Genomic DNA, 19926 nt, shown 5'->3' with positions numbered 1-19926 from the left:
AAAACGGGGGCTTAGCGGCGGCCTGCGGCCAACCTTTGCAGCAGCTTGTCCAGCTGGGCGCCAAACGCCTGGCGGTCGCGCTGGCTGAAGGCGGCCGGGCCGCCGGTCTGTACCCCGCTATCACGCAGCTCGGTCATGAAATTGCGCAGCGCCAGCGCCTCGCGGATGGTGGCGTCGCTGTACAGCTCGCCGCGCGGGTTCAGCGCCAGCGCGCCTTTGGCTACCACTTGCGCCGCCAGCGGGATGTCGGCGGTCACCACGATATCGCCCGGCTGCGCCTGCTGTGCGATATGGTTGTCGGCCACGTCGAAACCGGCTGGTACTTGCACAGCGCGTATATGCGGCGACGGCGGCACGCGCAGCAGCTGGTTGGCCACCAGCACAGTAGCCGTACCAGTACGGTCGGCGGCGCGAAACAGAATTTCCTTGATCACCGCCGGACAGGCGTCGGCGTCTACCCAGATCGTCATGCGTTGCCCCGGTTGAAGTGTTGTTGCCATTGCTGGCGGGCTGCGCGGGCGCGCTCGAAGCGGGTGGTCATCGCCTCGGCGTCGCCGGCCACCAGCTCCTGCCGCAGTGCGGCCAAGGTAGCCTGGAACGCGTCCAGCTCCACCAGCAGCGCGTCGCGGTTGGCCAATGCGATATCGCGCCACATCTCGGGGTGGCTGCCGGCAATACGGGTAAAGTCGCGAAAGCCGGTGGCGGCAAAATCGAAGCAGCGCGCGGCATCGGCCTTGGCCACGATGGTATCCACGTAGGCAAAGGCCAGCAGGTGCGGCAGGTGGCTGACAGTGGCAAACACGGCGTCGTGCTCGGCGGCGCTCATCTCGTAGACACGGGCGCCGCAGGCCTGCCACAGCTCGCGCACCAGCAGGGCCGCGTCGGGGCGGGTTTCCGGCAGCGGTGTCACCACGATGCGGCGGTTATCGTACAGGCCGTACTGCGCGGCGGCGGCACCGGACAGGTCGGAGCCGGCAATCGGATGCGCCGGCACGCAACCGGCCAGGTGGGCAGGCAGGTGGCTGCGCATCAGCGCCACCACGTCGCTCTTGGTGCTGCCGCCATCGGTCACCACGCAGTGCGGCGGCAGGTACGGCGCGATCTCGGCAAACACGCGCCCCATCTGCCCTACCGGCGTGGCCACCAGCACCACGTCAGCGTGGCGTACCGCCTCGGCCGCACTGTGGCTGGCCTCGTCGATGACACCTAACTCGACGGCCCGCTGCAGGTTGGCCGCAGAGCGCCCTACCCCGATGACCTTGGCCACCCGGCCGGCGCGGCGCAAGGCCAGCGCAAACGAGCCGCCAATCAGGCCCACGCCTATCACTACCAGGGTCAATCTGCCCTCACCCGCCTGCATGCTATTGCCCATTACTGTGTGTCAGAGCCGTTATCATAACCGCATTCCCGCTTGACCAAGAGGTGCATCATGTCTGTTTCGCTGTACATCTATTACCGCATTGACGGCAATTTCCCGTCTTTTGAGTGCTCTTCTCGAAAAATAATGGCGCAGATAGCATCGGAAATGCAGATAAAAGGCAGATTATTGCAACGTCGCGACGATGCGCACACCTGGATGGAAATCTACGAGCCGGTGACTGACCTGGCAGCACTAGAGCAAGCGCTAAGCCGTGCCGTGGCGACCGATGCCAGCTGGCTGGGTGTGGCACGGCACGCCGAATGTTTCACAGAAATTTAAAACAGGATGGCCTTTCAATCGCCACCTTACAAACCCTGGTGTCACCACCCAGCCTGATAAAGGGAGGTGTGCCATGTATCAGCACTTTACCCGTCGACAGAAACGGCTTGCCGCATTCGGCAGCAGCCTGCTGCTGATGGCCGTGATGGCCAAGCCGGGGATGTAAAGCGCAAGGCGACCGGGCACGACCCGGAACAGACCGAGGAAGAACTCAGCCCGGCATGGACACGGCCCCGCCGGCGCACCGCCGCCGCCCGCAGGGCAGCCCCACGCGACAACAGCCAACGCAGCAGCCACAACACCAGGAAGCCTGGCACACAGCAATGACAGGCACCGGGGCAAACCACGCATGACAGCTAGCCACAGTTGACCGCCTGCCAGCCAGGACACGGGCGGAACAGGAGGCCATCCGCAAAGCGCTGGATGAACAGCGCGACATCAACCAGCTGCTGGCACGCAGCATGGAACAGATGGCGCAAAAGGCCGGGAGAAGCTGCGCCACCGTCGCAGAGCTGGCCGGCAGCATACCGCAGATGGTGGCGCGCTTTCGGCTAGCCCAGGATGGGGCAGGCTTATAGCCGGTTGCTAATCAGCCCGCCGCCAGCGCCTGCTGCAGGCGGGTGGTAAGCGGCCACGCCTGCCAGGTGTGGCCATCAAGCTGGCGTAGCGGCCAGATGCCGGCCAGGCTGTTGCAGACAAAAGCCTCGTCGGCCGCCAGCAACTCGGCCGGCAGCAGGCGCTGCTCGGTCACGGCAATGCCCAGCTGGTGCGCAGTGTCGATCACGCAGGCACGCATGGCGCCGGACACGCCGCAGCGGTCCAGCGGCGGCGTATATAGCTGGCCTGCGCGCACCCAGAACAGGTTGCTCATGGTGCCTTCCACTACCGTACCATCGCTGTCCAGCATCAGGCCTTCGGCAATCGCCGGGTCGTCCCACTCGCTGCGCGCCAGCACGTTTTCCAGCCGGTTCAGGTGCTTGATACCCGCCAGTAATGGCTGCAAACCCAGCTGTGTGTTGCACCAGCGCACGGTGATGCCGTGCATGGCGCGCTCGGGCGGGTAACCGGCCCAGGCGGCAGCGCTGACGATGCGGGTGGGCTGCACCTGCGCGGGTATGGCGTAGCCACGTTGGCCGCTGCCCCGTGTCAGCACCACCTTGGCCACCGCACGCGGCAAGCCGGCGCAGACGGTGGCGATTTCGGCCAGCAGCAGCGCCTCGTCCGGGCACGGCAGGCGCAGCGCGGCGCAGTCTGCGGCCAACCTTTGCCATTGCCAGCGCCACAGCTGCGGCCGGCCAGCCAGCACCTCCAGCGTGCGGTATAGGCCGTCGCCGTAGGCCAGGCCACGGTCGCTGGCCGGCAGGTGGTCTGCCGGCACACCATTGATCAGCATGTCAGCTCCTTGCCCAGGCAAATGGACGCACTGCGGCCAACATAATGGCCATAAGGGGGAATCTCGCGGTAACCGTGGCGCAGGTAAAACTGCACGGCACGGGTATTGATGCGGCGGGTGGACAGCCATACGGCACGGTAGCCCAGCCGCTGCGCGTGCTGCTCCAGCGCCGCCAACACCTGCGCGCCCAGGCCCTGGCTGCCGGGCGCGGCGTACATGCGCTTGAGCTCGGCCACGCCCGGCTGCAAGGGTCGCAGCGCGCCACAGCCTTGCGCCGCCCCGTAGCCATCGCAGGCCAGCAGGAACACGGCACCGTCGCCACGCACATCACCGGCGTCAAACGAAGCTTGGCCGCTATCGCCGGTCATGGCTGCCAATGTGGCAGACAACGCCGCCTGCATGGCCATGGCCTGCGGGTGGGCGGGGTCGGCGGGGGCAATGCGGTACATGGCGTCTCCTGGGTATGCGGCCAACCTTGTCAGCCGTGGCTCAGGCTTGCTCTACACCAAGCGCGCGCAGCAGGCCGCGGGCCTTGTGGCGGGTTTCCTGCAGCTCGCGCTGCGGGTCGGAATCGGCCACGATGCCGCCGCCGGCGCGGAAGCGCAGCTGCTGGCCCTGCTGCATGAAGGTACGGATCAGGATGTTCACATCCAGCGTGCCGTCGCGGTTCAGGTAGCCCAGGCTGCCGGTGTAGGCGCGGCGTGCGCTGTTTTCCAGCTCGCGGATGATCTGCATGGTGCGCACCTTGGGGCAGCCGGTAATGGTGCCACCGGGGAATAGCGCACGAAATACTTCTACGGTATCCACGCCGTCGCGGATGCGGCCGCGCACATTGGATTCGATATGGTGCACGTAGGCGTAGCTGGCCACCGCCATCAGCTCGTTGACTTCCACGGTGCCAGGCTGGCAGATGCGGCCCAGGTCATTACGCTCCAGGTCGATCAGCATCACGTGCTCGGCGCGTTCCTTGATGCTGCTGATCAGGCGCTGCTTCAGCGCAGCGTCTTCGGCGGCGTCGGGCGAACGCGGGTGGGTGCCGGCAATCGGGCGGGTATCCACCCAGCCGTCGTGCACGCGCACCAGGCGCTCTGGCGAGGAGCTGACGATATAGGCGTCGCCCAGGTCGGCCAGCGCCGAGAACGGCGCCGGGTTGGCGCGGCGCAGCGCGGCAAACAGATCAACCGGGCGCACGCTGTCGTGCAGGGTGGCGCGCCAGCCGCGCGAGATGTTTACCTGGAACACGTCGCCTTCGTAGATATAATCCTTCAGCCGCACCACGGCGTCGGTATACCAGTGCGGCGGGTCTTCTTCCAGCGCCGCTAGCTGTACCGGGTTGGCCGCAAATGCGGGTACCGTTTGCAACGCGGCTTTCAGCTCGGCCAGCTGGGCTGCCGTTTCGGCCATCAGCCAGCAGCGGCCGCTGGCGCGGTCCAGCTGGATGGCCGCCGGCACGCGGCACAGCGCCGCCAGCGGGAAGCTATCGCTGATGGCAGCCGGCACGCTGGGCTCGAACTCGGACAGCAAGTCGTAGCCCATGTACACAAACCAGCCGCCGGTAAACGGCAGGCCGTGCGGGTTGGCCACCGTCGCTTCGCGCGGCAGCGCGCGCACCGCGTCCAGGAAGGCGGCACCCTCGCCTTCGCCGTAGATGCGGCGCTCTTGTGGCAGCGCCATCAGCATGTCCCAGCCGATGTCGCCGGACGACTGCATCAGGTAGGGGAAACGGCCACGGTCGGCAGCGTGCAGGGCCAGCAGGTCTGGCGTGTGGTTCAGCAGTTCGTAATGCATGGGCGTCGGGCGCCGCGGTAACGGCAGCCGCAAAAGAAAAAGACCGCGCGAGTTTATCGCAGCGGTCTTGGCTGTCAACGTCGCCTGCGCGACGTGTCGGCATTTATACGCGTTTGAACACCAGTGTACCGTTGGTACCACCGAACCCGAAGGAGTTGGAGATGGCCACGTCGATCTTCATGTCACGCGCGGTATTGGCGCAGTAGTCCAGGTCGCAGCCACCTTCGATATCCTGCTCGTGCAGGTTGATGGTCGGCGGGGAAACCTGGTTATGCACGGCCAGAATCGAGTAGATGGCTTCTACACCGCCCGCGCCGCCCAGCAAGTGGCCGGTCATGGACTTGGTGGAGTTCACTACCAGTTTCTTGGCGTGGTCGCCAAACGCGATCTTCAGCGCATTGGTTTCGTTGGCATCACCCAGCGGGGTGGAGGTGCCATGGGCGTTCACGTACTGCACCTGGTCCGGGTTCAGGCCGGCGTCGCGCAGGGCGTTCAGCACGCCGCGTGCCGGGCCTTCTGCACTAGGGGCAGTAATGTGGTGCGCGTCGGAGCTCATGCCGAAACCCACCAGCTCGGCGTAGATTTTGGCGCCGCGTTTTACCGCGTGTTCGTACTCCTCCAGCACCAGTACGCCGGCGCCCTCGCCCATGACGAAGCCGTCACGGCCTTTGTCCCACGGGCGGGAGGCGGTAGCCGGGTCGTCGTTGCGGGTAGACAGCGCCTTCATGGCAGCAAAGCCACCCACGGCCAGGCTGGAAATAGTGCCTTCGGCACCACCGGCTACCATCACGTCGGCGTCGCCGTACTGAATCACGCGGGCGGCATCGCCAATGCAATGCGCACCGGTGGTGCAGGCAGACACGATGCCGTAGCTCGGGCCCTGGTAGCCTTTCAGGATGGACACGTGGCCCGCTACCATATTGATCAGCGAGCCGGGAATGAAGAACGGGCCAATCTTGCGAATGCCGCCTTCGTGGCGAGCCACGCCGGTTTCCTCGATCAGCGGCAGGCCGCCGATACCGGAACCGATATTCACCCCCACACGGGTCTTGTCCAGGCCTGCCACATCGTCCAGGCCGGAATCCGCCACCGCTTGCAGCGCGGCGGCAATACCGTAATGAATGAACACGTCCATACGGCGTGCATCCTTGGGCGAGATGTACTGGCTGATGTCGAAGCCTTTGACCTCACCCGCAACCTGGCAGGTGATATCGCTGGCATCAAAGCGGGTGATGTTGGTGATACCACTCTTGCCGGCCAGGAGATTGGCCCAGCCACTGCTCACATCGTTGCCAACCGGGGAAATATGCCCGAGGCCGGTCACTACTACTCTGCGTTTTGACACAGGGTATCTCCGTGAAAAAAGGGAGCGTACTCCCGATAGTCCTGAAACGGTTTACGCGCCCGGCAAATCAAACGCACGTTTCAGAGCCACTACAGCAAAAAGACCTCTGCAGGCGAGCCAAAGCCACCAGCAGAGGTCCAGGCAACCCTTTTAAAAAAAGGATTACTTGTTCAGGTGAGCTGTTACGTAGTCAACAGCCTGCTTAACGGTGGTGATCTTCTCGGCTTCTTCATCCGGAATCTCGCACTCGAACTCTTCTTCCAGAGCCATTACCAGCTCAACGGTGTCCAGAGAGTCAGCGCCCAGATCGTCCACGAACGAGGAGTCGATTTTTACTTCGGCTTCGTTCACGCCCAGTTGCTCGGCAACGATCTTCTTAACGCGCGCTTCGATGTTTTCCATTTGTTTAAACCCTTTACCTTTCTGTGTTCGGGACAACAAAACCCCGACATTCTACAAAAAAAAATTAGAGTAGCCTACCTAGCTCAGCAGTTCTTGCTGATTTTATCCGCCAGCAGGCCCTTTAATCCGGTTAAACGCGGGGGCAATGTTGTTTTTACCCCCGCATTTTCCAGCCTTGCGGCCGGAAAAATCACGGCATCAGCATACCGCCATTCACGTGCAGTGTCTGGCCGGTGATGTAAGCTGCCTTGTCCGACGCCAGGAACAGTACGGCATCAGCGATGTCTTGTGCGTCGCCCAGGCGGCCCAGCGCGATCTGGCCCACCAGCGCGTCGCGCTGTGCTTCCGGCAGCGCACGGGTCATATCGGTATCGATAAAGCCCGGTGCCACGCAGTTCACGGTAATGCCACGGCTGCCTACTTCGCGCGCCATGGACTTGGTAAAGCCCATGATGCCGGCCTTGGCCGCTGCGTAGTTGGTCTGGCCTGCGTTGCCCATCGCGCCCACGACGGAGGCAATGTTGATGATGCGGCCGGTGCGGGCCTTCATCATGGCGCGCAGCACGGCTTTGGAGGCCTTGAACACCGACTTCAGGTTGGTGTCCATGATGGCGTCCCAGTCGTCGTCCTTCATGCGCATCAGCAGGCCATCGCGGGTAATACCGGCGTTGTTCACCAGAATGGCCACGTCGCCGTGTTCCTTGGCGATGGCGTCGATCAGCGCGTCGATGGCGCCCTCTTCACCCACGTTCAGCACCATGCCCGCACCACCCCACTGCGCCAGGCGCTCGCCAATGGCGGCCGCGCCGGATTCGGACGTGGCGGTACCGATCACCTTGGCACCTGCGGCGGCCAGGGTGTCAGCAATGGCAGCACCAATGCCGCGGGATGCGCCGGTAACCAGCGCTACTTTACCTTGCAAGCTCATGTTTCTCTCCTGCAGCTGGCCGCATGCGGCCAACCTTTCATCTTTACGCCAGCTCGGCGCGGGCGGCGTCCAGCTTGGCTGCGTCGGTCAGTGCGTGGCAGCTGACATTACCATCGATACGCTTGGCCAGGCCTGCCAGCACTTTGCCAGGGCCGCACTCGGCCATCAGCACGATACCGCCGGCAGCCAGCTGCTGGATGGTTTCGGTCCAGCGCACCGGGCAGTACAGCTGGCGGGTCAGCGCGTCGCGGATCTGTGCCGCATCGCTGTAGCTGGCCACGTCGGCGTTATGCAGTACCGGGATCTGCGGGGCCTTGATCTCTACGTCGGCCAAGGCGGCAGCCAGGCGTTCGGCCGCCGGCTTCATCAGCGTGCAGTGCGATGGCACCGATACCGGTAGCGGCAGCGCGCGTTTGGCGCCACGCGCCTTGCACAGCTCCATGGCGCGTTCCACGGCAGCTTTGCTGCCGGCAATCACTACCTGGCCTGGCGAGTTGAAGTTGACCGGCTCCACCACTTCGCCCTGCGCGGCTTCTTCACACGCAGCACGGATATCGTCGTCGGACAGGTTCAGGATAGCGGCCATGGCGCCTTCGCCAGCCGGCACCGCCTCTTGCATCGCCTGCGCACGCAAGCGCACCAGACGGATGGCGTCGGCAAAATCCAGGCTGCCCGCAGCGACCAGGGCGCTGTATTCACCCAGGCTGTGGCCCGCTACGGCGGCAGGCACCACACCGCCTTGCGCCAGCCAGGCACGATAGGTAGCCACACCGGCAGCCAGCATCAGCGGCTGGGTATTCACGGTGGCGTTGATCGCGTCGGCACTATCGGCCTGCAGTATGGCCCACAGGTCTTCGCCCAGGGCCGCAGAGGCTTCATCAAAAGTCTGTTTTACTACCGGCAGGTCGGCAAAGCCGTCCATCATTTTCAGGCTTTGCGAGCCCTGGCCGGGAAAGAGAAAGGCAAACGCCATGTTGGGTCTCCTTTTGAAACGGGGGGAATGATGACTGCTCGCTGCGATTTATGCAAAGAAAACACTCAAACGCTCGTATGATCGACGAAGATCAGCGCGAATAGCCGCCATTCATTGATGAAAATCAAACAAGCCGGCTACATATTGCTACATGGCCGGCTTGCCGCAGATCAGAAGCGCAGCAGCAGCGCACCCCAGGCAAAACCACCGCCGATACCTTCCATCAGCACGGTCTGGCCGCGCTGTATACGGCCTTGGCGCACCGCGTGGTCAAACGCCAGCGGGATGGAGGCGGCCGAGGTATTACCCTGCTCCGGCAGCGTGACAATCACCTTTTCCATGGACAGCTGCAGATGCTTGGCCGTGGCTTCGATGATGCGGATATTGGCCTGGTGCGGCACCAGCCAGTCCACGCTGTCTTGTGGCACGCCCGCCTCGGCCAGGGTTTTCTCGGCGATATCAGACAGTGCCTTCACGGCAAACTTGAACACCGCCGGGCCATCCATATGCAGATAAGGTGTGCCTTCCACCTCGCCGCCGATAATCTGGGCTTCGGTTTTCAGAATGTCGCGGTAGCGGCCGTCTGCGGCCAACTTGGCGTGCAGAATGCCCGGCTCGTCGGACGGGCCGACTACCACGGCACCGGCGCCATCACCAAACAGTACGCAAGTACGGCGATCGCCCCAGTCCAGCAGGCGGCTCATCACTTCAGCGCCCACGACCAGTACGTTTTTCGCCATACCGCTTTTGATGTAACCGTTGGCCGTGGCCAGCGCGTACACGAAGCCGGCGCACACCGCCTGCACGTCAAATGCCGGTACGCCAGGGATACCCAGCTTTTCCTGCAAGATACTGGCCGTGCTGGGAAACACCATGTCCGGCGTGGTGGTGGCAACGATGATCAGGTCCAGATCGGCAGGCTGCAAACCGGCGCTTTCCAGCGCACGCTGCGCCGCCAGGTAGGCCAGGTCACTGGTTTTCTGGTCTTCTGCCGCGATGTGGCGCGCACGAATACCAGTGCGAGAGACAATCCACTCGTCACTGGTTTCGATGCGCTCTGCCAGCATCGCATTCGTCATAACGGTTTCCGGCAGATAGCTGCCGGTACCAAGAATGCGTGAATAGGTCATGAGCTAACTTTAAGCTTCAGACTCGGAACGCTTGAGATTTTGTAATTGGGAAGCGACCCGGTCTGCGATGTGACCAATCACATTGGCGCGAACTTCCTCGCAAGCCTGCTCCAATGCAATACGGAACCCCAACGCGTCGGTACCGCCGTGGCTTTTCACCACGATGCCCCGCAGGCCCAGAAAACTGGCGCCATTGTAATAGCGGGGGTCAACACGCGCCTTGAACCGCTTGAGCACCGGCATGGCAGCCAGGGCGCACAGCTTGGTCCACCACGTGCTGGCGAACTCTTCGCGCAGGAAGGTAGCAATCATGTGCGCCAGCCCCTCGGATGCTTTTAGCGCAATGTTGCCGGTAAAGCCGTCGCAGACTACCACATCTACTGTCGATTTGAAGATGTCGTTGCCTTCAACGTTACCGTGGAAATTGAGACCGGATTCGCGCAGCAATTCGGCTGCACGCTTGATGGAATCTGTACCCTTGATATCTTCCGAACCGATATTCAGCAAGCCTACCGTCGGGTTTGCCTTATGTGTCAGGCTGGCAGCCAGCTCCGAACCCATGATGCCGAATTGCACCAGCTGTTCCGGCGAGCATTCAACGTTGGCACCCAGGTCCAGCACGCAGGTGCTGCCCTTGATACCAGGCATCATTTTGGCAATGGCCGGACGGTCGATACCGGGGATGGTTTTCAGGACAAACTTGGCCGTCGCCATCAGCGCACCGGTATTACCGGCAGAGACGGCGGCTTGCGCCTGGCCTTCTTTGACGAGGTTAATCGCCACCCTCATCGACGAATCTTTCTTGTTCTTCAGCGCAAGCTGTGGCGATTCGTCCATGCCTACCACTTCGGTAGCATGGTGAACACGCACACGCGCACGCAAAGCATCCTGCAGGCCATGCAGCTCGGCATCGATTGCCGCACTGTCGCCAACCAGGATCAGATGAATGTCGGGGGTTTCTTGGAGGAATCGGATAGATGCCGGGACGGTGACTTTGAGGCCAACGTCACCGCCCATTGCATCAACCGCTACGGTGATAGTCATCAACGTGAAACGGTAGTAAACCTACCTGTAGTTATGAAGGTAAGAGTGGTCAAGGCGCGGATTACTCGCCTTTAGCCTTCACAACCTGACGGCCACGGTAGAAACCGTTAGGGCTGATGTGGTGACGCAGGTGGGTTTCGCCGGTAGTCGGCTCTTTAGCGAGCGACGGAGCGGTCAGAAAATCGTGTGCGCGGTGCATGCCACGTTTGGACGGGGACTTTTTGTTCTGTTGAACAGCCATGGTCGACTCCTAAGAAATTCAAGTAAAAGTTCAGGACCCGGATTTCTTAAGCGTCGCCAGTACCGCAAAGGGGTTAGGCTTGTCAGCCTTGGCGCGCTCCAGATGCTCCGTACCGCAATCGTCGTGTTTCGGCGACAGCGGCAAGCCCATAATGATTTCGTCTTCGATCAGCGCGGTCACGTCGAATGTTTCTTCGGCCAGGATGGCGTCCAGTTCATCGTCCACGTTTACGGCAGCTTCCAGTTTCGCCTCGCTGACAAACAGCGTGATGACCCCCTCGCTTACCACCTCCAGCGGCATGGCCGCCAGACAACGCTGACAATTGACCTCGACATTGGCGACAACACGATAACGCAACGACGGACGCCGCAAGCGGTCACTAAAACCACTAACGGTGAAACGAGCTGCGCCAGCGGTAGAAGCCAGCACCTCGTGCACGCGGACATTCATTGCTGCAACCGGTGTTTCGCTTTCCAGCAAACCACCATCGCGGGCAAACGCGAGCGGATCAATCAAAATCGGGTTAGACATAAACCTTGGATGATATAATCGCCGCTGCCATTTTGTCAAAACAATCAGGACTTAACCTATCGACACCCTGCGCGTGGCCGTTGTCAAAACGCCCGCTGCAGCTTGCCCACCGGATACACCATGCAGATTGTTCTTGCTTCTACCTCGCCTTACCGGCGTGAAATTGTCGCCCGCCTGGGCCTGCCGCTCGTTACCGCCGCCCCCGTGTGCGACGAAACCCCGCTACCCGATGAAAGCGCGCTAGAGACCGCCGTGCGCCTGGCGCGCACCAAGGCCATGTCGCTGGCCAGCCAGTATCCGGACGCGCTGATCATCGGCGGCGACCAGGTGGCCTTGCTGGATGGCCGCCAGATCGGCAAACCGGGCAGCTTTGAAAACGGCGTGACAATGCTGCAATGGATGAGCGGGCGCACCGTGGTCTTCCATTCGGCGCTGGCGCTGTACAACAGCCGCAGCGGCCAACTGCAGGAAGACGTCGGCATCACCAAGGTGACGCTGCGCAATCTGACCGAGCAGCAGATCCGCAACTATCTTACCCGCGAGCCGGATGCCCTCCATTGCGCCGGTAGCGCCAAGAGCGAAACCCTGGGCGGCGCACTGATGCAAAAGGTTGAAGCCGACGACCCCAATTCGCTGATTGGCGTACCGCTGTTTGCACTGGTGACCATGTTGCACAACGAAGGCGTGGAGATTCTATAAATGGCTGGCACTTTATATCTGATTCCCACCCCGCTAGGTGAAGGTGACACACCGTGGCTGCCGGAAGGCGAACGCGCCCGCGTAACCCACCTGACCCACTTTGTGGTGGAAGCCGAAAAAACCGCACGCAAGCACCTGAAGCAGCTGGGCGTCACCACGCCGATACGCGAGCTGGTGATGCATACGCTGAACGAGCACACCAAACCGGCCGACGTGGCCGCCCTGCTGACACCGTTGGCCGCAGGGCTGGACCTGGGCCTGGTATCCGAAGCCGGCTGCCCGGCGGTGGCCGACCCTGGCGCCCAGCTGGTGGCCCTGGCGCACGAAAAGGGCTACCGCGTCGAGCCGCTGATCGGCCCGTCGTCCATTTTGCTGGCCATGATGGCCAGCGGCGCCAACGGCCAGTGTTTTGCCTTCCACGGCTACCTGCCGGTAGACGCCGCCGAGCGCGCCAAAGCGATCAAGGCGCTGGAGCTGCGCTCGAGGCAAAACAACGAAACCCAGCTGTTTATCGAAACGCCTTACCGCAACAACGCGCTATTGCAGCAGCTGCGCGAAACGTTGGCCGCAACCACCCGCCTGTGCGTGGCGGCCGACCTTACCGCCCCCACGCAAACCATTGTGAGCCGGCTGGTAAAAGACTGGCCACGCGACGCGCCAGACTTCCACAAACGCCCGGCCATCTTTGTGATTCACGCTGGCTAAACGGCATGCCTGGCTTGCTGCAGCTCACTGTTAAAGCGCTACTATAAAGACAGAGACTGCGAGAGCCTGCCATGCCCAACACCCTGCACACCGAGCACATCCAGCAACTACAAACCCTGTATCAGGGCAGCGAACTACTGGTTGCGTTGTTCGACGCCAGCGACACGCTGCGCTACGCCAACCCGGCCTTCCGCCAGGCCTACCACCTGGCGGAAACCGCCATGCCCACTTGGGTGCAGCTGATGCGGGATAACCACGCCGAGCACACCGGCACCGTCATTCGCACCGCAGACTTTGATACCTGGCTGGGCTCGGCCCTGTCGCGGCGCGGCAAGCAAGCCTACCGCATGCTGGAAAGCGACCTGCACGACGGCCGCTGGCTCATGATGACGGAAACGGTAAACGAGGCCGGCTGGATGCTCTGTACCGCAGTGGACATCAGCAGCCTGGCTGCAGGCAAACGCAGCCTGCGCACCGCGCGCGACCTGGCGCTGCGCGCCGCCAGTAGCGACGCGCTGACCGGGCTGAGCAACCGCCGCCACATCCTGGCCCAGCTGGAAACCCAGCTGGCACGCTCCGGCACACACTGCGTGGCCATTCTGGATATCGACTTTTTCAAACGTATCAACGACAGCCACGGCCACCCCTTTGGCGACCTGGTGCTGATGGACTTTGCCCGCTACCTGCAAAACCAGCTGCGGCGCAGCGACGGCATAGGCCGCCTGGGCGGGGAAGAATTCATGCTGGTACTGCCGGACACCCCACTCGCGCAAGCCAGCCTGCTGATGCACCAGCTATTAAGCGGCCTGCACCCGCCACGCCCGATAGGGGCACTGGCCGATTTCCATTACAGCTGCTCGGGCGGGCTGACCCTGCTACAACCTGGCGACAGCGTACAAAGCGCTTACCACCGTGCCGACGCTGCGCTCTACCGCGCCAAGCAGCACGGGCGCAATCGCATCGAGCTGGGCTAGCATCAGCCTGCCCCACCCAAAGCGGCCGCTACGGCGGCCTGCTGCGCCTCATCCAGCCGCGCGGCCGCCAGGCTGAGCGTCGCCTGCCCTAGCGCACAATACAGTGCATCCTGCGCGGGGCTCATCACCGTGCGATGGCGCATCACGGTCTCGGCATCGCCGCGCACAATGGGGCCGGTCAATGCGGCTGCGGGCCCTAGCGCCAGACTATTGGCCAGCGTTTTCTGCATCAGGTCGCCCAACAGTAGCCTGGCATCGGCCTGGCCAATACCGGCTTGAGCAGCCAGCTGCTGCGCCAGCTCATGCAATGTCACCAGATAGTTCGATGCTACCGCCAGGGCGGCGTGGTAGGCCACCTTGCCGCCAGGCCCCAGCAAAAAAGGCTGCCCGCCAATGGCATGTGCCAGCGCTTGCAAGGCGTCAAACGCGCGCTGGTCGCCTTCCAGCGCACAGCGGGTTCCTGCAAAACTGGCCACCGCGCGCGCCGGCTCGGCAAAGGAAAATGCCGGATGCAGGCTGGCACAATGAACACCCTGCGCCGCCAGCGGTGCCAGCAAGGCTGCCTCGCACGCGCCGCTGGCATGAAATGCCACCTGCCCTGCGGCCAAGGTGCCCGTAGCCGCCAGCTGCGCTGCCACCTCGGCAATGCGCGCATCCGGCACCGCCAGCAAAGTCAGCTCTGCCGGCTGTAACAGCTGCAAACCAGCCACCGGCATACCCTGCCCGATAAAGGCACAAGCCGCCTGCGCCGAAGCCAGGCTACGACAATACACGCTACCGATACGGTAGCCAGCCAGCGCCGCCAGGCGCCCCACGCTCTGGCCCAGGCGGCCAGCCCCGACGATATTCAATGTTTGCATGGTGTCCCCCTTGGATAAACGCGGCAGAGGTGGCGCAACAGCGCTCGCCCCCGCCCCTCGGCCGCAATGCGCGATAAACCACACGAATAGGTCGCGCCGCCTGCGCAGACCAAAGCGGCGCTACAATGGCGGGCAGCTGCTTACAGAAAGGTTACGCCCATGCCGTTCATCCTGTTTCTTGCCGCCTTTGCCGTACTGTTTTTCTATGGTGTCATGCTCTACAACGGCCTGGTGCGCCTGAAGCACGAGGTCAGTAAAAGCTGGGCCAATATCGATGTCTTGCTCAAGCAGCGCCACGAAGAGCTGCCCAAGCTGGTAGACGTGTGCCGCCATTACAGCCAGTTCGAGCAAGACACCCTGAGCCGGATCATGGAAGCGCGCGCCATGCTATCCGAAGCCGCACGTGCGGCCAACGTTGGCCGCATCGGCGAGCTGGAAGGCCAGCTGCGCAGCCTTACCGGCCAGATATTTGCCGTGGCCGAAGCCTACCCCGAGCTGAAAGCCGACGCCCAGTACAGCCACCTGGCGCTGCGCATTACCCAGCTGGAAGACAGCATTGCCGACCGGCGCGAACTGTATAACGAAGCCGTCAACCTGAACAATGTGCGCATCGAACAGTTTCCCGATGTGGTCATTGCCAGCCTGTTCAGCTTTCGCCCCGCCAAGCCACTGCGATTTGCCGAGGCAGAAAAACGCGACGTGGACGTGAATGCGCTTTTCCAGCGCTAGCCGCTTGGCCAGTGGCCGCGCCAGCCTGGCACTCTACCTGGCCGCCCTGCCCCTGTGGCTATTCAGCGCCCCTGGTTGGCCGCATGCCACGCCCATTGCGCTAGGCACACTCGGCCTATACCAATGGTGGCGCTACCACCACCGCTACCGCCTGGTAGCCGACACCCCCACCAGCCGCAGCGCCACACCCGTGCAAGGCTATGGCGAATTCTTCGGCCACGCCCGCGCCGTGGGCGGCCCACCGCTGATCACCCCCTATGGCCATATGCGCTGCGTGTGGTACCACGCCAGCCGCCAGCGACGCGACGATCACCAAAGCGTACTGACAGACTACACCCGCCACAGCAGCGATAACGCCCTGCTGCTGCAGCTGGGCAACGGCCAGCTGGTTATCGAGCCGGACGGCGCGCAAGTAGAAACCCTGCACCAGCGCCAGTGGCAGGACGAGCAATACCAGTACCGGGAAAGCTGGATAGCCGAGGGCGACCCGCTGTACGCGCTGGGCAGCGTCACCACCCATGCCGGCCCACCCGGCCAGCAAGCCTGGCGCGACGATTTGCAGCTACTGCTCAACGAATGGAAAGCCGACCGCAGCAGCCTGCTGCAGCGCTTTGACCGGAACGGCAACGGCCAGCTGGACCCCGACGAATGGGAAGCCGCCCGCCAGGCCGCGCACCAGGCCGTAGACCAACAGCACCGCACCCTGGCCAGCATCCCGCCCAGCCACCACCTGCACCGCCCGGCAGACTCGCGCCCGTTCATGCTTAGCTGGCGCACGCCCCAGGCACAGGCGCAGCAGCTACGCCTGCTCAGCTGGTGCCACGCTGCTGTTGCTCTGGCCGCCGGCGTATGGCTGGCACGGCTAGGCTAGCGCTAGCCGGCCCGCACCCTGCGGCCAACCTTAACCGCGCACCTGCGCTATACGCGCCACCGCCTCCGCCAGACGTTCCACGCCGGTGGTGTACGCCACCCGCACGTAGCGGCCGGCCTGATGGGCACCAAAATCCGCCCCCGGCGTAATCGCCACCTGCACCTCGTCCAGCACGCGCTGGCAATAGGCAAAGCTGTCGTCTGTTACCGCCGACACGTCGGCATAGACATAAAACGCCCCGTCCGGCTGCGCCGGAATACGCCAGCCCAGCTGCGGCAGCGCCTGCAGCAGGTAATCGCGACGACGGCCAAACTCGGCGCGGCGCGCCTCCAGCTCGGCCAGCACCGCCGGCTGAAACGCGGCCAGTGCCGCGTACTGCGCCGCCGCCGGCGCACACAAAAACAGGTTCTGCGCCAGGCGTACTGCGGGCTCGACATAAGCATCCGGCACCACCAGCCAGCCCAGCCGCCAGCCTGTCATCTGGAAATACTTGGAAAAGCTGTTGATCACAAAGGCGTCGTCCGCCAGCGCCAGCGCGCTGAACGGCGCCTGCCCGTAGCACAGCCCCTGGTAGATCTCGTCCACAATCAGCGCCCCGCCACGCGCACGGCACACTGCGGCCAAGCCGGCCACCTCGTCTGCCGCCAGCATGGTGCCGGTAGGGTTGGCCGGCGTGGCCACCATCGCCGCCACGGTATTGGCCTGCCAGTGCGCGTCGGCATCCGCCGCCAGCAGCTGGAAGCGGCTGCCTGCATCCACCGCCACCGCCTGCGGCTGCCCGCCCAGCAGGCTGACAAAATGACGGTTACACGGGTAGGTAGGGTCGGCCATCAGCACACCATCGCCCTCGTCCACCAGTAGCGACAGCGCAATCTGCAGCGCACCGGACGCGCCTGGAGTCACGATGATGCGCTGCGGCGCCACCGTCACGCCAAACTGGCTGGCGTAATGCGCAGCAATCGCCTCGCGCAGCTGTGGCAAACCCTGTGCCGCCGTATAAAAGGTATGCCCAGCGGCCAGCGCCGCGCGGCCGGCATCGACAATAGCCTGCGGGGTGGCAAAATCCGGCTCGCCGATTTCAAGGTGAATCACGTCGTGCCCTGCCGCCTGCAAGGCGCGGGCTTTTTCCAGGATGGCCATCACCTGAAACGGGGCGATGGCATCCAGCCGTCTGGAGAGTTTCACTGCTGCTGTCCCTTTGTCTGTGCGGGCCTGTGCGGCCTCTATCGAACAGCAGTATGCCGCAGCCACCGCCACGCGGGCAGGCTTGGCAAAAAAATGCATGGTTAGCAGTTGACAGCCCCCCAAGCCCTACCTATAATCCGCAGCCTACTGAGTCGGAGAGGTGGCAGAGTGGTCGAATGTACCTGACTCGAAATCAGGCGTACGTGCGAGCGTACCGAGGGTTCGAATCCCTCCCTCTCCGCCAGTACACACTTGATAAAGTGTTGATTTAAAAGGCAATTTGGTATTTTACCGGCTACGAAAAATCAACGCAACTATCAAAGTTAATATCAAATCAGCGATGCTACTGTGCATCGCTTTTTTGCTTTTTCAGCCCCGCCACACGGATTGCGCACCGTCCGACACTGCAGGCTGCCAAAGTTTTACGCTCCTCGATCCAGCCTGTTCGCCGGTGATAACGTGAAAATGCCACCGTACCTACTACCGGCCACGGCCCGGCACCACGCGCAGCCACCCTCCTCGCCCGTCTTGGGCACTCCCTGTTGATTTCGCCTTACTTGCCATCTTGCGGGCAGGTGACGCTGCGCCTTTTCCATCCGGATCAGGAGCTTCACCATGACTACCCCCACTTCTCTGCAACCTTTATTCAAACGTGTCGCCCAGCAAGACCGCCACGACGATCTGCTGGCCGTGATCGCGACCCTCAGCAGCAAATCTTTAGACACCGTGTACCAGCAGGCCGAAACGCTGGGCATGCCCAAGGTCGGCCCGTTTTATCCGTGGCTGGATGAAACCTTGCTCGGCAAGCTGTTGGCCGCCAACAACCTGAAAGGCGGTGCATGGAAGCCGTGCACCAGCTACACGGAGTTGCCGGAAATCGCCATCGTGATGACCGACTATCACACCGAGTGGGAGGTGGGCCGGTGCGTGCTCTACCACCGCAACACGGGCCAGGACGGTAAATCGGCACAGCCTTACGTGATCGACCCATACCCGCACGCTGACCCCAAGCTGTACCTGCGCAGCGGCGTGGGTGACATCGCCAAGCTGCGGCCCGCTTGGTATGTCGGGGTCACCGAGTTGTATCGCGATGCCAAAGGCTAAGGACGGTGCACCATGCTGCTTGAAGACTTGTACTTCCAGCAGCTGCACCACATCGAGCTGGTGGAGCCGTGGCGTCTCGATAACGGGACGCCCGGCCTGCTAGCCGGTGCCGTGTTGCTGCACTTTGAAGATGGGGTGCTGGCGTGCTGGTCGCCGCTGCGTTACGGCATGCGGCCAACCGGAACTGTACAAGGTGTCTCGGTTAATGGTGTGCTGACTTCGCCAGGCTACAGGCTGAGCGTGCTACCAGCGGAGACAGGCGATAAACGGTTCGACCTGACCTTGCTCCGTCACACCATCAGCGGCCACGCACTGAAAGACCTGCTGGGCACCGATACCGCCCCCAGATTGATGCTGGCGAACATGGTGCTAGACGACGCCATGATTACCTTGCGGCTGCGTTTGGGCTTAGGTCAAAACAGCACGTGGCAGCTGAGCTACTTGCCGGCACTGGACGGAAGTATCAGCTTCAGCCCACAGGGCCACACGCCAATAGTCCGCACTTGGCGCGTTGAAAACGCTGATTCCCCCGCCTGCTGGTTACTGCCAGAAAGCCCTTATCCCTTCGTCTTGGCAGGCCGCATCTGGCCATCCGCCCATCTCAATCACTGGCCGTTAGCGTTGCGCAAAGCCTGGCAATCGCAGCCAGATAGCACTGCGTACCGCACCATCCTGCACGAAGCCCTGGCTGCACGCTTCCAGCAGCATGACCAGCTCAGGCAACGGTTACTCGCCATGCAGTTGCCGGAATCGGTCAAAGGACTACCGGAAGGATTGCTGCTTGAGGTGGTGAACGAACTCCGTCGTCTATTCCGCTAAGCCAGGACTCGCTGCTAGCAACTGCACAACTTGCGCCTTGGCTTCCGTATCTGCCTTGCTGTAGCGGTAGATCAAATCAGCCATATCGTCCTCCTCTGCATAGAAAAACGCCAAAGGCACGCCCAAGGTCTTGGCCAGATTACTGGCGGTCAACAAGTCTGGCTTGTGCACGCCCAGCTCATAGCGATTGATACGGGTACTGGCCACAAACGGGTCTATGCCCGCCGTAATCCCCAGGCTCTTTTGCGATAAGCCTGCGGCCAACCTCGCCTGCTTTAGACGGCGACCCCAAAGCTGATTTGCATCCATCGTCTCGCGCCCAAATAGCTACGAGATTCGTAGGTGCTGTATATTTCAGATACTACGTAATTCGTAGCATTGTAGTCGCAGTCGGGCGTGTACTGAATTTTGTGTAAACGGACATTTGGCAGGAAACTGCTACCTAGTCTGGAGGCACAATGAGCTCGAAAAATCACAACGTACCTGACGCACTACTGGACAGCTTG

Annotated in this window: 24 protein-coding genes and 1 tRNA gene; 9 read left to right on the top strand and 16 right to left on the bottom strand. The window is 62.5% G+C overall.

Annotated elements, in window-relative coordinates:
• Positions 1 to 11: 11 nt before the first annotated feature.
• Both PQU95_RS14145 and PQU95_RS14140 read right to left on the bottom strand, forming a co-directional pair.
• Positions 12 to 470: a YaiI/YqxD family protein gene (locus PQU95_RS14145; RefSeq protein WP_272752602.1), complete on the bottom strand. Its 459-nt coding sequence runs from the start codon at positions 468 to 470 to the stop codon at positions 12 to 14.
• Positions 467 to 1360, bottom strand: a complete 894-nt coding sequence (locus PQU95_RS14140; RefSeq protein WP_373321407.1) for a prephenate dehydrogenase — start codon at positions 1358 to 1360, stop codon at positions 467 to 469. The genes PQU95_RS14145 and PQU95_RS14140 overlap by 4 nt, the downstream gene beginning before the upstream one ends.
• A gap of 69 nt (positions 1361 to 1429) precedes the next feature.
• Between PQU95_RS14140 and PQU95_RS14135 the strand changes: the two genes are divergently transcribed.
• On the top strand, positions 1430 to 1699 hold the full coding sequence (locus PQU95_RS14135; RefSeq protein ID WP_272752600.1) for a DUF4936 family protein: 270 nt from the start codon (positions 1430 to 1432) through the stop codon (positions 1697 to 1699).
• Between the two features lie 589 nt (positions 1700 to 2288).
• Here the strand turns inward: PQU95_RS14135 and pabC are convergent.
• The 11 genes from pabC to PQU95_RS14080 form a co-directional block, all read right to left on the bottom strand.
• Entirely contained in the window at positions 2289 to 3092 is an 804-nt protein-coding gene (pabC, locus tag PQU95_RS14130; RefSeq protein WP_272752599.1) for an aminodeoxychorismate lyase, read from the bottom strand.
• Entirely contained in the window at positions 3086 to 3541 is a 456-nt protein-coding gene (locus PQU95_RS14125) for a GNAT family N-acetyltransferase (RefSeq protein WP_272752598.1), read from the bottom strand. Before PQU95_RS14125 ends, pabC begins: the two co-directional genes overlap by 7 nt.
• 40 nt (positions 3542 to 3581) lie before the next feature.
• Complete coding sequence (locus tag PQU95_RS14120) at positions 3582 to 4880, bottom strand: aminodeoxychorismate synthase component I (protein ID WP_272752597.1); 1299 nt, start codon at positions 4878 to 4880, stop codon at positions 3582 to 3584.
• Positions 4881 to 4983: 103 nt separating this feature from the next.
• Complete coding sequence (gene fabF / locus PQU95_RS14115) at positions 4984 to 6225, bottom strand: beta-ketoacyl-ACP synthase II (RefSeq protein WP_272752596.1); 1242 nt, start codon at positions 6223 to 6225, stop codon at positions 4984 to 4986.
• A gap of 162 nt (positions 6226 to 6387) precedes the next feature.
• Positions 6388 to 6627: an acyl carrier protein gene (acpP, locus tag PQU95_RS14110; RefSeq protein ID WP_017509934.1), complete on the bottom strand. Its 240-nt coding sequence runs from the start codon at positions 6625 to 6627 to the stop codon at positions 6388 to 6390.
• A 190-nt stretch (positions 6628 to 6817) separates the two neighbouring features.
• A complete protein-coding gene (gene fabG, locus PQU95_RS14105; protein WP_272752595.1) occupies positions 6818 to 7555 on the bottom strand; it encodes a 3-oxoacyl-ACP reductase FabG in 738 nt (245 codons plus the stop codon).
• 43 nt (positions 7556 to 7598) lie between these two features.
• Positions 7599 to 8528: an ACP S-malonyltransferase gene (gene fabD, locus PQU95_RS14100; RefSeq protein WP_272752594.1), complete on the bottom strand. Its 930-nt coding sequence runs from the start codon at positions 8526 to 8528 to the stop codon at positions 7599 to 7601.
• Between the two features lie 170 nt (positions 8529 to 8698).
• Positions 8699 to 9658: a beta-ketoacyl-ACP synthase III gene (locus PQU95_RS14095; RefSeq protein ID WP_272752593.1), complete on the bottom strand. Its 960-nt coding sequence runs from the start codon at positions 9656 to 9658 to the stop codon at positions 8699 to 8701.
• 9 nt (positions 9659 to 9667) lie between these two features.
• Positions 9668 to 10702 (bottom strand): phosphate acyltransferase PlsX, encoded by a 1035-nt coding sequence (plsX, locus tag PQU95_RS14090; protein ID WP_026108141.1) that lies wholly within the window; start codon positions 10700 to 10702, stop codon positions 9668 to 9670.
• A gap of 61 nt (positions 10703 to 10763) precedes the next feature.
• Positions 10764 to 10943, bottom strand: a complete 180-nt coding sequence (rpmF, locus tag PQU95_RS14085; protein WP_017509929.1) for a 50S ribosomal protein L32 — start codon at positions 10941 to 10943, stop codon at positions 10764 to 10766.
• A 30-nt stretch (positions 10944 to 10973) separates the two neighbouring features.
• Positions 10974 to 11474, bottom strand: coding sequence for a YceD family protein (locus PQU95_RS14080; protein WP_147689182.1), 501 nt, complete (start codon positions 11472 to 11474; stop codon positions 10974 to 10976).
• 120 nt (positions 11475 to 11594) lie between these two features.
• Here PQU95_RS14080 and PQU95_RS14075 point away from each other — a divergent pair, with 120 nt between their 5' ends.
• The 3 genes from PQU95_RS14075 to PQU95_RS14065 all read left to right on the top strand — a co-directional run bounded on the left by PQU95_RS14075 (position 11595) and on the right by PQU95_RS14065 (position 13852).
• The gene (locus PQU95_RS14075; protein WP_272752592.1) at positions 11595 to 12173 is read left to right on the top strand and encodes a Maf family protein; all 579 of its coding nucleotides are present in this window, start codon (positions 11595 to 11597) and stop codon (positions 12171 to 12173) included.
• Entirely contained in the window at positions 12174 to 12878 is a 705-nt protein-coding gene (locus PQU95_RS14070; RefSeq protein ID WP_272752591.1) for an SAM-dependent methyltransferase, read from the top strand. It begins immediately after the preceding gene.
• Between the two features lie 71 nt (positions 12879 to 12949).
• Complete coding sequence (locus PQU95_RS14065) at positions 12950 to 13852, top strand: GGDEF domain-containing protein (RefSeq protein ID WP_272752590.1); 903 nt, start codon at positions 12950 to 12952, stop codon at positions 13850 to 13852.
• A 2-nt stretch (positions 13853 to 13854) separates the two neighbouring features.
• Here the strand turns inward: PQU95_RS14065 and PQU95_RS14060 are convergent, their stop codons facing one another.
• On the bottom strand, positions 13855 to 14712 hold the full coding sequence (locus PQU95_RS14060) for a Rossmann-like and DUF2520 domain-containing protein (RefSeq protein ID WP_272752589.1): 858 nt from the start codon (positions 14710 to 14712) through the stop codon (positions 13855 to 13857).
• Between the two features lie 159 nt (positions 14713 to 14871).
• Between PQU95_RS14060 and PQU95_RS14055 the strand changes: the two genes are divergently transcribed.
• Entirely contained in the window at positions 14872 to 15441 is a 570-nt protein-coding gene (locus PQU95_RS14055; protein WP_272752588.1) for a LemA family protein, read from the top strand.
• A complete protein-coding gene (locus PQU95_RS14050) occupies positions 15422 to 16312 on the top strand; it encodes an EF-hand domain-containing protein (RefSeq protein WP_272752587.1) in 891 nt (296 codons plus the stop codon). The genes PQU95_RS14055 and PQU95_RS14050 overlap by 20 nt, the downstream gene beginning before the upstream one ends.
• A 30-nt stretch (positions 16313 to 16342) precedes the next feature.
• Here the strand turns inward: PQU95_RS14050 and PQU95_RS14045 are convergent, their stop codons facing one another.
• Complete coding sequence (locus tag PQU95_RS14045) at positions 16343 to 17497, bottom strand: pyridoxal phosphate-dependent aminotransferase (RefSeq protein ID WP_272752586.1); 1155 nt, start codon at positions 17495 to 17497, stop codon at positions 16343 to 16345.
• A gap of 154 nt (positions 17498 to 17651) precedes the next feature.
• On the opposite strand from PQU95_RS14045, the gene PQU95_RS14040 reads away from it, so the two are divergent.
• The 3 genes from PQU95_RS14040 to PQU95_RS14030 all read left to right on the top strand — a co-directional run bounded on the left by PQU95_RS14040 (position 17652) and on the right by PQU95_RS14030 (position 19420).
• Positions 17652 to 17741: transfer RNA gene (locus PQU95_RS14040), tRNA-Ser, on the top strand.
• A gap of 371 nt (positions 17742 to 18112) precedes the next feature.
• A complete protein-coding gene (locus tag PQU95_RS14035; protein WP_272752585.1) occupies positions 18113 to 18601 on the top strand; it encodes a hypothetical protein in 489 nt (162 codons plus the stop codon).
• A 12-nt stretch (positions 18602 to 18613) separates the two neighbouring features.
• On the top strand, positions 18614 to 19420 hold the full coding sequence (locus tag PQU95_RS14030; protein ID WP_272752584.1) for a hypothetical protein: 807 nt from the start codon (positions 18614 to 18616) through the stop codon (positions 19418 to 19420).
• Here the strand turns inward: PQU95_RS14030 and PQU95_RS14025 are convergent.
• Positions 19409 to 19729: a helix-turn-helix domain-containing protein gene (locus PQU95_RS14025; RefSeq protein ID WP_272752583.1), complete on the bottom strand. Its 321-nt coding sequence runs from the start codon at positions 19727 to 19729 to the stop codon at positions 19409 to 19411. The two genes, PQU95_RS14030 and PQU95_RS14025, sit on opposite strands and share 12 nt — an antisense overlap.
• Positions 19730 to 19926: the final 197 nt, after the last annotated feature.

The organism is Vogesella aquatica (genome assembly GCF_028548455.1).
Classification (GTDB): Bacteria; Pseudomonadota; Gammaproteobacteria; order Burkholderiales; family Chromobacteriaceae; genus Vogesella; species Vogesella aquatica.
The sequence above is the reverse complement of the archived record's forward strand: the minus strand, read 5'-3'. Positions and strand labels throughout refer to the sequence as shown.